Here is an 11,519-nt window from a genome sequence, read left to right as displayed (position 1 = left end):
GACGCGCTTTGCGTCGCTATAGTGCCCGATCACAGAGCGCGTCTCGTCATACTTGTTCTTGTTCAGTGGCAACGTGGCTAGACGTACCGTGCGCTTCATAATGCTAACCATAGAGTGAGGCTCGGAGATCGGATCATGGAGTTACCTCTTTGGCCACCTCTTGAAGCCGTTCCATAACCTTTTTGTTTTTATGGTTATGCGATCCATATAGCCAGCCCGAGAAGACGGTTACGATTTCGATGACATCGTTTGTCAGATCTTCTTCAAAGGTTGAATCCTCGCTAGCGTTGATAATGATTACTTCGACTCCAAAATGCTCACAAAGAGACAAAACAAGCTCTGACCCAAAACGAAGCAGTCTGTCCTTGTGACTGAGCACCAGCCGCCCAACCTCGCCGGAGCAAATCCAAGAGATAAGCACTTTTAGTCCACGCTTATGGTAGTTGAGTCCTGACCCTACATCGGAGATGATCTCATAGCTCCACCCGTTTGCGGCGCAATAGCTCTCTAGGAGAGCCACCTGGCGAACCAAGTCGTCTTTTTGAGCGTTGGTTGACACGCGGGCATAGGCGATGGTAGCTCTGGTGGATGGAGCTTTATGAGGAGTAATAGCACGAAGCTTAGACAGGTCATAACGCCTTCTGCCTCCTTGTGTGCGTATAGGAGGATCGATACGTCCTTCTGCTTGTCATCTCCGTAGCGTCATGGGGTGTACCCCAAGCTCCTGTGCTGGCACCCCAATAGGCACTAACCTCGTCATATAGGCATTATAGTAAACTTCGTTTAAGAGTGCTCAGCTGGAGAGTAGCAGTAGCGAGCCCCACGGATAAATCGCGGGATTCCTGGCTCAGGCAGCCTGAGTACCCAGCGGACACCCAAGGTCTTATGTCATCAACACCAGCCGGGTTGAAACCAGCCCGGACGACCATCACAGCCGCAGGATTCTTGTCCCTTGAAGTGACCAACCCGCAGACGTCGTAGGAATAGGTTCTTTGGGACATTGGCAGGTAAGTAAGTGCATGGTTCTCGAACCGTACCTGGAGCAATCCATCATCGTCCATCTTGGTTCGACGGGTTGAAGATCTCGACAGTCTTTCTTAGTCATAAACACAAGTACACTCTTAGCCGAGCCTATGGCAGCATCCGCTGCCTTCTCAGCCATGGTTGTCTTAGCGAGGAATTTCGCTTTGATGTCTTCCAAGCCAAGTCGGTCTTGATCCATCACAACCGACTTGGCGCAGTTGCGTGAGTCATCTTGTCGTTGTCGAGTAGCGCTGCGATAAGTCTTGGCGGCATCCCTCTTGGCCTGTCGGTAGTCGTTAAATGCTTGTTGTCCTCGGCCGGGTTTGCGTTGAGTCATCTGGCGTTGATAGCGAGTGAGACGGACTTAGGCTGATTTGCCTCTTTCAGGGCGGGAAAAGTCGTAGGTGTCGTCGGTTGTGGTGGCCATCTCCTTCACTCCCTAGTCAATCCCGATGACCGCTCCGTTCTTGGGGAGTGGCTCGCGTTTCACCGAGACCACGAAGCTCGTCCACCAATCACCGATTGCGTCTTGAAAAGATCCGTACCGAAGACGGCTCAGATGACAAGGGATACGATCAAACTGGGTGGACATTGATACCGCTAGCTAGCTAGAGTCGCCAAGAAAATCTTTTCTTGTGACACATCTTTGTTGTTTATCTGGTGGTCGGGTTTGTTCTACTCAATTTGTTCTGCTCAAGGAGGAAGAATCCACTTTTTATATAGTTGAGCGATGTGAGGAAGTGGTGACGAGACTTGAACTTGGGCATTCCCCGGCGTTGTTTGATCACGAGACGATCCTTGATGTTCTTGAGTGCCTTTGACCTAGCACTTGCTAAGTCTCAGATGGTCTGTTGTTGTGTAACCGAGGAAGTATTTGCCAGCCACTCATTATCGTTACGCCACGGGGTGAGATCGTTAGCTAATTTAGCTGGCCCGCAGGCAGTGTTGTTTTCGGGAGTAGATTGCCTAAAGGATGCTTTGGACTCTTCAACACTACGATTCCAGACGCAATCGGACATGAGTCCCATGTCGCTCGCAATCTCTACTCAGCCTCAACAGCACGGGTAAGCGGTAGTTGTAACCAAGCGTGAACAAACTCATGTTTGTGAGATAGCACATGGCTGTATCCTTTTCTCACATGGAGATCAAATCCAATAACACCCAATAACAATCCAATCACAAAATTGTCTAGCGCTGTACCTGTCAAGTTGCATGGTGTCCCAAGTACTTAAAGATCGGTTATCACCGACGATCCAAAGTACGGCTCCATCGACACTCGGCTCAAGGAAATCATTACCCAGGTGTGCCTCCCGCGAGGGGCCGAGTTGATTGAAGTTGAGATCATTTCCGATCACGTCCACCTTATCGTAGGTATCGATCCCCAATATGGCATCTCTCGTCTCGTCAAAGAAGATTAAGGGTCGGTCGTCTCGGATGTCGCGTGATGAGTTTCCACGTCTTGACCACAGACTCCCGACACTGTGGACAAACTCATACTTCGTCGCTACAGTCGGCGGTGCTCCGCTAGAAATCATCAAGCAGTATTTGGCTAATCAGCGTAACGTTTGAGTGGGGGTCTCAGGGCTTCGCCCTAGTAGGGCTCTACATACCCAGAGCCAAAGCCAGGGGTATTCTGCCCCACACCCCATTCCGGTAAACAGTGATTTTGCATAGTAATGCTGTTTTGCGAGGTACAAAGGTGAAACAATTGGTCAATCGTTACTACGATTGATAGAGATGAGTGTATTTTCTAAAGTATTGCGCGCGGGTGAAGGCAAAAAGGTCAAGAGACTAGCCGAGATCGTTCCCTACGTAAACGACTTTGAAGCTGAGATATCGAAACTCAGTGATAGTGAGCTGATGGGTAAGACGGACCAATTCAAGGCCCGCTTTGCCGAAGGCGAAGGCCTAGACGACATGATGGTTGAAGCCTTTGCTGTAGTGCGCGAAGCTGCAATGCGAACAATTGGTCAACGTCATTACGACGTGCAATTGATGGGTGGCATGGCACTGCACTTTGGTTGGATCGCCGAGATGCGAACTGGAGAGGGCAAGACTTTAGTCTCGACTTTGCCAGTTTATTTGAATGCACTTGCTGGCGAAGGGGTCCATGTCGTTACAGTTAACGATTATTTGGCCCAGCGCGACTCCGAGTGGATGTCGAGGGTCTATAACTTTCTTGGGCTCAGTGTCGGGCTCATTCTGCCGACCATGGACAATCCAAGTGTTCGCAAAAATGCATATCAGCGCGATATTACCTACGGTACCAATACCGAATTTGGCTTCGATTATCTGAGAGATAATATGGCCAAGTCGGTCGATGAAATGGTTCAGCGAGGCCATTCCTATGCGATCATCGACGAGGTTGACTCGATTTTGATAGATGAGGCCAGAACACCACTCATTATCGCTGGCCCAACCGGGCAGCCCGCAAAGATTTACTATGAATTTGCGTCAATAGTTCGTACCTTGAGATCTTCTATCGACTATGAAGTTGACGAGGAGAAAAAGATCGTCTTTCCTACCGAGGCCGGTATTGACAAGGTTGAAAGAGCCTTGGCGATTGAAAATCTCTATGATCCCACTGCAACTGCCTTTCTACATCAGCTCAATCAAGCTCTAAGGGCTAAAGAACTATTTAAACGTGATCGCGATTACATCGTTGACACGGGTGAAGTCAAGATTGTCGATGAATTCACTGGGCGAATTCTAGAAGGTCGACGTTGGTCTGAGGGACTTCATCAAGCAGTAGAGGCAAAAGAGCGGGTGAAGATCAAAGAAGAGAACCACACCTGGGCGACAGTTACCTTGCAGAACTATTTCAGGATGTATGAGAAACTCTCTGGAATGACAGGTACGGCAGAGACTGAGGCTGCCGAATTCGCCTCCACCTATGGCCTTCCAGTAGTTCCGATTCCGACAAATCAGCCCCTTGTGAGGATGGATAACGCCGACTTGGTCTACAAGAGTGAAGATGCCAAGTTTCAGGCGGTGGTCGAAGATATTGCTGTGCGCTTCGAACTTGGACAGCCCATATTGGTCGGTACGGCGTCGGTTGCAAAATCAGAGATTTTGTCCAAGTATCTAGAGCGAAAAGGTATCCCTCACAAAGTTCTAAACGCTAAGGCTCATGAGCAAGAAGCTGAGATTGTAGCTCAAGCGGGCCGCTTGGGCGCAGTTACAGTTGCGACAAATATGGCTGGTCGAGGCGTAGATATTCTTTTGGGCGGGAACCCGGAGCTTTTGACGAATTCTGAGTTGACTTCGCGAGGTCTCAGCGTCCAAGATCCTGACTACTCTAGCGTTCGAGTCGAGTTGTTGGAGAAGTATAAAGACCTATGTCGTAGTGAAGGTGAACGCGTTCGCGAGTTAGGCGGATTATACGTACTTGGCTCTGAGCGACACGAGTCTAGACGCATAGATAATCAGCTTCGAGGTCGATCTGGACGGCAGGGCGATCCTGGCGAGAGTCGATTCTTTCTCTCTTTAGAAGATGACTTGATGCGTCTTTTCGCGACAGGTGCGGTTTCGGCGATTTTAGAGAGAACTTTCCCTGATGATCTTCCAATTGAGAACCGCATGGTCTCACGTGCGATCGAGAAGGCTCAGACAACCGTTGAAGGTCGCAATGCTGAGATTAGGAAAGAAGTCCTCAAGTACGACGAGGTCCTAAACGAGCAACGTAAGGTCGTATACGAGAGGCGCTATGATGTCTTAAACGGCCGCGACCTCAAAGAGAGCACAATGGAGATTCTAGAAGACAATCTGGATCGAATCGTAAATGCAAACTGTGTTAGCGACTTCATAGAGAATTGGGACTTAGACCATCTGATATTGGATGCGACCGCGATCTACCCAACTGGTTTTCACTCAGAGGATTTGAAAGAGGCGATTTCAAAGGATCAGATCATAGAGAGTCTTTTGACTGAAGCTGAAGAATATTATGAAGATCGCGAACAAAGGATCCCCGGCGGCTCGGAGACCATGCGGGCAGTTGAACGAGAGGTAATGCTCAGCGTCATCGACACCAAGTGGCGAGAGCACTTGGCGGAGATGGACTACCTTCGCGAGGGAATCAATCTCCGTGCCATGGGACAACAAGACCCACTGGTGGCTTGGCAACGAGAGGGCTTTGAACTCTTTGGAAAGCTGATGTCACAGATGGATTCCGACTATTTGACCTTTGTGATGCATGTAGAGGTGATGGCTCCTTCGATTGGATTGCCAGTTGGTACCGATCTGGCCGCAGCATTTTACCAGAGCCCACAAGGCGACGTTGCTGACCTGGGTTCTAACGGTCAAAGATCTGCTATGGACGCCTTTGCGGTACCGGGAAATTCTGAGATTGCTCAAGACGAACCGACAGCAATAGGTCGAAATGACAAGTGTTGGTGCGGTAGTGGCCGCAAGTTCAAGCACTGCCATGGTCAAAATAGCGACTAAGTTGTTGTATTGGACCTTCTCCTAAATATTTATGGAGGAAGGAAAGTTCTATCGTCTACCTGGGTGGTTTTGAGAGTTGCGATCTTATTCAGACGAACTTGAAGCTGTAACTAAAAGGGTGGAGGATGCCAAAGGCTACCTGAAGCTCGATTCGGCAATTGCCCGAACTGCAGAGATTGAGCCTCAGATTTCTGCGCCAGATCTTTGGGATGATCTAGCTATGGCTAGAAAACTTACCGGAGAATATAACGCACTTCGAGAGGACATAGCTCAGGTCGATAGATTGTGGGATATGGTCTTAGAAGTTCGAGCCATAGAGGAACTTTTGGGCGACGAGGATGATCAAAATCTTGCGCAAGAGCGACGATCCACCTTGGATTCACTCATAAGTTTGCTTAGTGAATTAGAGCTACGGGCTCTGTTCTCAGGTGAGGACGACGAGAGCGATGCGATATTAGAGATAAAGCCAAGGGCTGGAGGAACTGACGCCCAAGACTGGGCAGAGATGCTACTTAGGATGTATCAACGCTGGGCCGACCAAAGTGGATTCGAAGTTGAAGTCGAAGATATATCCCCAGGACAAGAGGCAGGAATTCAATCGGCTACTCTATTGGTCAAAGGGCGTTATGCACATGGAATGCTCCAGAGCGAGCGGGGCGTGCACAGATTGGTAAGAATGTCGCCCTTCAATTCCAAGCATTCGAGGGAGACTTCGTTTGCATTAGTTCAAGTCTTTCCGCTTACAGATGCGGCCATTGACGTCAAAATCGACGACAAAGACCTGCGAATCGATACATTTAGATCATCGGGTGCCGGTGGTCAGCACGTCAACGTTACGGATTCTGCAGTGAGAATTACCCACTTACCAACGAATATCGTCGTCTCATGTCAAAATGAACGGTCGCAGTTGCAAAACAAGGCGAAAGCCCTTCAGGTTCTAGCCGCAAAGCTTATCGATCGTGAAAAGGAAGAGCAACGGGTTGCCCGCGAGGTGTTGGCTGGCTCAACGAGTGAGATGGGCTGGGGCAATCAAATTCGATCTTATTTTATGGCCCCATATCAACTGGTAAAGGATCTTCGGACTCTTACCGAGACCGGAAATGTGGATTCCGTTATGAATGGAGAGATATCTTTCTTTATGGAATCTTATCTTCGTTGGAGCAAGGCTAGATCTTGATTCAACGTATCCTCTATGTTTTTAACAATTGAATACCAAAGACGTAAGTGAGCGGTTCAAATGATCAAAGTTGACAAAGTTATGAAGTCTTATCAGACTGGGCAATTTGCTCTGCGTGACTGCTCTTTAGAGGTGCAGCGTGGGGAGTTTGTCTTTTTAGTCGGACCATCAGGGTCGGGAAAATCTTCTTTGTTGCGTCTGATGCTGCGTGAAGAGCGTCCAGATTCCGGCCATATTTTTGTGGCAGGTAAGGACCTTGCTTTGATGCCCGATTGGAAGGTGCCATTTTTTAGGCGCAACATAGGTGCTATCTTTCAGGACTTTCGCCTTCTCCCAAATAAGACGGTCTTTGAAAATGTCGCGTTTGCTCTCGAAGTAACAGGAAAGCCAAAGAAGGCGATCGCGACGCAGGTACCTCAAATGCTTGAGTTGGTCGGCCTTGACGACAAGGGAACGCGCCTTCCTAATGAACTTTCAGGCGGGGAGCAGCAGCGAGTTGCCATTGCCCGCGCGTTTATCAATAAGCCTCTAATATTGTTAGCTGACGAGCCAACAGGTAATCTCGATCCTGACACCTCATGGGGCGTAATGCGGCTACTAGAACGGATTAACCGAACAGGCACAACTGTCTTAATGGCGACTCACGACGTCGGAATCGTTGATTCGATGAGACGTCGGGTTATTGAGTTAGACCACGGAGTTATCACCCGCGATCAGGTTCGTGGTGTCTATGGAATTGGTTCCTAGCTGCTTTAGCTAGAGATGAAGAGGTAGTTGAGTTGGCATATTCAGTGGACTATGTGGTCAGAGAGACCGCATCAAATCTATGGCGAAACAGACTTATGAGTCTTGCCGCCGTGCTCACCATTGCGGTTTCGTTGGCTCTCGTAGGGTCGGCGCTATTGATAAAGCAGGGGGTAAGTGTAGCCACGAGCCAGTGGCAAGGTGGTACACAGTTGCTAATCTTTCTTGAGCCAAATGCCACCAAGGCACAAACTTCGGCGATCAATGACCAACTAAAAGCTAGTTCCGCCGTGAAGAGTTATTTTTATGTCAATCAAGCGGCTTCGTATGTGGAGTTCAAGCGACTTGAGGCGAATCAGCCTGACTTTTTATCCTCAGTGACGCAAAAGGATATTCCGCCGTCTTTTAGAGTGGCACTAAAGGATCCAGCGGAGGCTGCTGCCGTTGGTGGTATCTTCAATGCCCAAGCAGGTGTAATGAAAGTTCAGTACAATCGAGCGGCGATCAACACTATGTTGAAGATCTCATCGATTGCACAAGTTGTAATTCTGGGCTTGGCTACCATCTTGTTGCTTTCGGCATCAGTACTTATCTTAAATGTCATACGCGTTGCTATCTTTTCACGTAGACGTGAAGTCACGGTCATGAAATTGGTAGGGGCTACGAATATGTTTATTCGAATTCCATTTATGCTCGAAGGCCTGATTCAGGGCTTAGCAGGTGCGATAGTCGCGGGATTGGCTGTTTTGGGAGTTAGAAGGCTCTTTGGCTATATCATTCACCACTTTAAAGCCCAGTTGTTGTCTTCGTTTGTACTTTCCAATCATGATGTGCTATTCACCGAATTATTCGTATTGGCAATTGGAACGGTGGTTGGAGCCCTCGGTTCGTTGCTCGCTGTTCGACGCTATCTGGATATTTAGTACTTTTATTTCAGTTCGATCTGCTATTTTTCACTAAGATTCACTAAATCCGCTGTCGATCCAATGACCCTAATTGTGGTGACAAACGCGTTCACCACAGGTGACCTAAGACCAGGACGTTGCTTTTTTGATTCGCCCTGGGCCAGGTGGGTTAATTTTGCCAATTTGGGAAGAGATCTATATCGTGATCACTGTGGCGACCTCGTAAAGAGTAGAGGTAGTGTTTGGTTGCTTTGATCGAAGAGGGCTCTGGAGATATTAGCGTCGTCTCGCTGGAACTGATATATTTGCACTGCAAGCGATCGATTTGGGGTAGATGGCCCCATTTGAGCCGGAGGTATATTTGTCCAAACTATCTTCAAGCCAAAGGACGATATCTGGCGTCAAGGATTATTACTTTGGCGGTGCAGGAAGCCAGGAGACGCTGCGCAAGAATATTAGAGCTTTTGAAAAGATCACAATGGTTCCGCGTGTACTCAACCACCTAGAGGCACCAGACTTGAGCGTAGAGGTCTTTGGAAAGAGGGCACCACTGCCGATCTTTATAGCGCCCATGGCATATCTCTCGCTCTTAGAATTGGAAGGCGAGGCGATCTTTGCTCGTAGGGCTGCTAAGTCTGGCGTATCGTTTGTCTTGTCCACCCGCAGTGCATTGCCCCTTGAAGAAGTAGCTTCGATCTTTCATGCGAATCTCCCAACCACACAGGCAAGTGCACCTCGGCCGCTTCTTTTATTGCAAGTATATGTTATGAAGGATCGCGCTATTACCTATTCATTGATGAATCGCGCGGTTGAAAATGGTTTTGATGGCTTTGTCCTCACGGTAGATTCTCCCGTAATTGGTCTACGCCGAGGTGATAGAAGCAATCATTTCGAGGTACCTCTCAAGTGGCAAAATGCTAACTTCATCCAAGAACTTTCGACTTCTGCCAAAGTGTTCACTCCTAGCGACTTTGGACGAGGCGTCTCTGGAACGAACTATGAGGCGCTAGTGCAGGATCCCACTTTTAGTTGGGACGATTTAGGCGAATTTTCATCCATGGCCGGTGGTCTTCCATTTGCGATGAAGGGTGTTTTGGATCCTAGGGATGTGGCTAGGGCGCTTACCCATTGTGATGACGTAATACTTTCTAACCATGGCGGTCGCCAGTTGGATGGCTCAATAACGGCTATTCAAGCCCTGTACCGTATCTCTAAGGGAGGAACAAAGTTCCAGGGTAACTTGATAGTCGATGGCGGGGTGGATTCCGGTGCTGACGTATTGAGGTCGCTTGGTTTAGGAGGGGCATCTGTGATGGTTGGACGCTATTTCGCAAGAGGAATCTTTGGCGGAGGTGATGCCGGTTTGAACCAACGGGAGCGCAATCGGTTTCCGTATGGGAGGGGTCAAGCGACCTATTCGCATAACACTCTGAAATGCTCCAATGAGCCCTTTTAATTTCTTGTAAGGTGTGTTAATCTTCTCATGACATGCTTACACCCGAGGAACTCGCCACTATTGAAGCATTCATGGCGAAGACTGAAAACATCGACGAATATAAGCGGGCGCTGGCAGTTCTCACCCTTGAAGATGGGAGTCCCCTCAACAGGACAGGCCTCTCTGTCAAGCATGTACAGCGAATTCGACGGTCATTCCGCAGCGTTGGCACTGAGGCATTCAAGGACAAGCGCCATAACAACGCTCCGGTACTTCTCTCAAAGTCTCAAAGAGATGAAGTGGCAATCATGCTCACGACTACAACTCCCAATGACCACGGCTATAGCAGTTCCCCGTTTTGGTCAACACGGATCCTGGCTACAGTACTCAAGCGCAGATACGGTGTTCTCTATGCCTCTAGGACTAGCTATTACGTTCTGTTTCGGGAAAGTAAGTTCAGCTTCCATCTGCCGGGCAAACAGTACGAGAAGGCTGATCCACAAGCAGTAGCTGAATGGAAAGACGAGCAGCAAGAACTTCTGAAAGAGGCATTCTCTGATCCAGATACGGTGATTCTCTGTGAAGACGAGATGGTTCTCACTCAGGCGACAACTACTCAGAAAGTGTGGATACCGAAAGGAACCACACCAGCTGTAATTGAGACCAATGGAACCAGAATGAACCGGAGCATCTATGGGTTTTTGAACCTCAAGACAGGCAAGGAGCATGCATTTGCAACAGAGCGCCAGACTATGCATGAAACAGCGGCCATACTGCTGGCGATCCGCAAGATCTACCCAAGAGAGAAGATTCTGCTTATATGGGATGGGGCAGGATGGCACAGAGGGAGCGTCGCTCAAGAGGCAATTAGGGAGCATCACATCGAAGCAGTCCATTTCCCTCCGTATTCTCCGCAACTCAATCCCCAGGAACACGTTTGGAAGCAAGGGCGCTCTGCTGTAACCCACAATCGCTTCATTCCCAAGATTGAACCAGTCACAAAGGAATTAGTCGACTATCTCAACACGACGACATTCCCATACTCTTTGCTTGATTTCAAGGAGCAAGTCAGAGTGTGAGCTCTATAATTCTTTCTCGGTCTACCTGATTTACCTCTTGGGAGTTTCTGGTTTTCTATGTACTGTTTCACTTCCTCTAATGGGGCTCCACCACAAGACACTATCGACTAGGAGGGCGACCAAAAGTGCTGCCCCCACAAAGCCTCTCGGACTTCCGGCCAGTTCTTTGCCCTTACTCTCATGGCGATAAGTGTCTTCATAGACATCACCAGTCTCGACAGGGCAACTTTAGCTGCGTTGGTGATCAGTAGGTGGGCATGATCGCCGTCTGTTTCGAAAGCATCGAGGGTGGAATCGAAACGAGTACACACCTCAATGAGGGCAGATCTGATCTCGTCACTAACTCTCTCGGTCATGACATTACGTCGATATCTAGGTATCAAGACGATGTGTGCATGTAATTGATATACCACATGCCTTCCATTGCGCCAATCATCGTCATGTAGTGAAATATAGTCCTTAGTAGATAATGCTATATTAGTTATCAAATGGCTAGTAGAAGCACAGAGTATACAACAGCTATCGTGCCCGTTACTCTGACAGGGGCCTCTTATCGTCTAGCCCATGACTCGTGCCATAGGGCAGCACTGTTATGGAACCAAGCGGTCAATTGGGTCCATGGCGAATGGAAAGCCAAGCGCTCTCCTAATAAGTACGACATCCAAGGGTTTCTCAACTCGATACCTCGCCAAGACCGTCCATTACACGCCCAT

At 48.8% G+C, this 11,519-nt stretch carries 9 protein-coding genes and 2 pseudogenes; 8 read left to right on the top strand and 3 right to left on the bottom strand.

What is annotated here, in order from left to right; all coding sequences use genetic code 11:
• Positions 1-133 precede the first annotated feature (133 nt).
• Both AXFE_RS16865 and AXFE_RS16860 read right to left on the bottom strand, forming a co-directional pair.
• A pseudogene (locus AXFE_RS16865) lies at positions 134-760 on the bottom strand (IS607 family transposase).
• A 168-nt stretch (positions 761-928) separates the two neighbouring features.
• Positions 929-1,360 carry a hypothetical protein gene (locus AXFE_RS16860; protein ID WP_052607077.1) on the bottom strand — a complete coding sequence of 144 codons (432 nt, stop codon included), beginning with the start codon at positions 1,358-1,360 and terminating at the stop codon, positions 929-931.
• Positions 1,361-2,215: 855 nt separating this feature from the next.
• Here AXFE_RS16860 and tnpA (AXFE_RS18780) point away from each other — a divergent pair.
• The 7 genes and pseudogenes from tnpA (AXFE_RS18780) to AXFE_RS16825 form a co-directional block, all read left to right on the top strand.
• Positions 2,216-2,592: pseudogene (tnpA, locus tag AXFE_RS18780) on the top strand (IS200/IS605 family transposase); the annotation flags it as partial.
• 168 nt (positions 2,593-2,760) lie between these two features.
• Complete coding sequence (secA, locus tag AXFE_RS16850; protein ID WP_052607078.1) at positions 2,761-5,466, top strand: preprotein translocase subunit SecA; 2,706 nt, start codon at positions 2,761-2,763, stop codon at positions 5,464-5,466.
• A 76-nt stretch (positions 5,467-5,542) separates the two neighbouring features.
• Positions 5,543-6,643: a peptide chain release factor 2 gene (prfB, locus tag AXFE_RS16845; RefSeq protein WP_052607075.1), complete on the top strand. Its 1,101-nt coding sequence runs from the start codon at positions 5,543-5,545 to the stop codon at positions 6,641-6,643.
• A gap of 60 nt (positions 6,644-6,703) precedes the next feature.
• Positions 6,704-7,390 (top strand): cell division ATP-binding protein FtsE, encoded by a 687-nt coding sequence (gene ftsE, locus AXFE_RS16840; RefSeq protein WP_052607074.1) that lies wholly within the window; start codon positions 6,704-6,706, stop codon positions 7,388-7,390.
• A 32-nt stretch (positions 7,391-7,422) separates the two neighbouring features.
• On the top strand, positions 7,423-8,310 hold the full coding sequence (locus tag AXFE_RS16835; RefSeq protein WP_052607073.1) for a cell division protein FtsX: 888 nt from the start codon (positions 7,423-7,425) through the stop codon (positions 8,308-8,310).
• Between the two features lie 316 nt (positions 8,311-8,626).
• The gene (locus tag AXFE_RS16830; protein WP_052607072.1) at positions 8,627-9,748 is read left to right on the top strand and encodes an alpha-hydroxy acid oxidase; all 1,122 of its coding nucleotides are present in this window, start codon (positions 8,627-8,629) and stop codon (positions 9,746-9,748) included.
• A gap of 32 nt (positions 9,749-9,780) precedes the next feature.
• Positions 9,781-10,806 (top strand): IS630 family transposase, encoded by a 1,026-nt coding sequence (locus tag AXFE_RS16825; protein ID WP_052607071.1) that lies wholly within the window; start codon positions 9,781-9,783, stop codon positions 10,804-10,806.
• A gap of 107 nt (positions 10,807-10,913) precedes the next feature.
• Here the strand turns inward: AXFE_RS16825 and tnpA (AXFE_RS16820) are convergent, their stop codons facing one another.
• The gene (gene tnpA, locus AXFE_RS16820) at positions 10,914-11,294 is read right to left on the bottom strand and encodes an IS200/IS605 family transposase (RefSeq protein ID WP_160291797.1); all 381 of its coding nucleotides are present in this window, start codon (positions 11,292-11,294) and stop codon (positions 10,914-10,916) included.
• Between tnpA (AXFE_RS16820) and AXFE_RS19635 the strand changes: the two genes are divergently transcribed.
• A partial coding sequence (locus AXFE_RS19635) for a hypothetical protein (RefSeq protein WP_152626187.1) occupies positions 11,295-11,519 on the top strand: 225 nt, incomplete at its 3' end. It abuts the gene before it with no gap.

This window comes from Acidithrix ferrooxidans, assembly GCF_000949295.1.
Taxonomy (GTDB): Bacteria; Actinomycetota; Acidimicrobiia; order Acidimicrobiales; family Acidimicrobiaceae; genus Acidithrix; species Acidithrix ferrooxidans.
The sequence above is the reverse complement of the archived record's forward strand: the minus strand, read 5'-3'. Positions and strand labels throughout refer to the sequence as shown.

Coding starts and splice junctions, on each gene's coding strand:
- ftsE (WP_052607074.1), top strand. CDS start 6,704: ATGATCAAAGTTGACAAAGTTATGAAGTCTTATCAGACTGGGCAATTT.
- AXFE_RS16860 (WP_052607077.1), bottom strand. CDS start 1,360: ATGACTCAACGCAAACCCGGCCGAGGACAACAAGCATTTAACGACTAC.
- AXFE_RS16825 (WP_052607071.1), top strand. CDS start 9,781: ATGCTTACACCCGAGGAACTCGCCACTATTGAAGCATTCATGGCGAAG.
- AXFE_RS16830 (WP_052607072.1), top strand. CDS start 8,627: ATGGCCCCATTTGAGCCGGAGGTATATTTGTCCAAACTATCTTCAAGC.
- secA (WP_052607078.1), top strand. CDS start 2,761: ATGAGTGTATTTTCTAAAGTATTGCGCGCGGGTGAAGGCAAAAAGGTC.